At 54.8% G+C, this 261-nt stretch carries 1 protein-coding gene; it reads right to left on the reverse strand.

Annotated features, from left to right (window positions below; genetic code table 11):
- The coding region (locus ACYP03_RS26745) for a hypothetical protein (protein WP_459782770.1) at window positions 1–261 on the reverse strand (261 nt) is incomplete at both ends.

Genomic DNA, 261 nt, shown 5'->3' on the forward strand with positions numbered 1-261 from the left:
GTCCCTGGCTTCTTGCTCTTTGACGGCGAGTTGCGCCAGCAGTTCAGCAGGTATGCTGGCACGTACTTCTTCATCCGAACGCCGGGGAGCATCATTGTCCTCCTCGTCTTCGTCTTCGTCCGCATCATCAAAGTCTTCTTCGTGGTAGGCCATAGTGTCAGGCAAAGACTGATAGAAGCTATCCCATTCAGGGCTATTGCCGTGACGTGATTCCAGCAGGCGGACTCCCTCCCCGGTAAAAAACGCTTCATGATCCGGGTC

This window comes from Photobacterium sp. R1, from assembly GCF_054600795.1.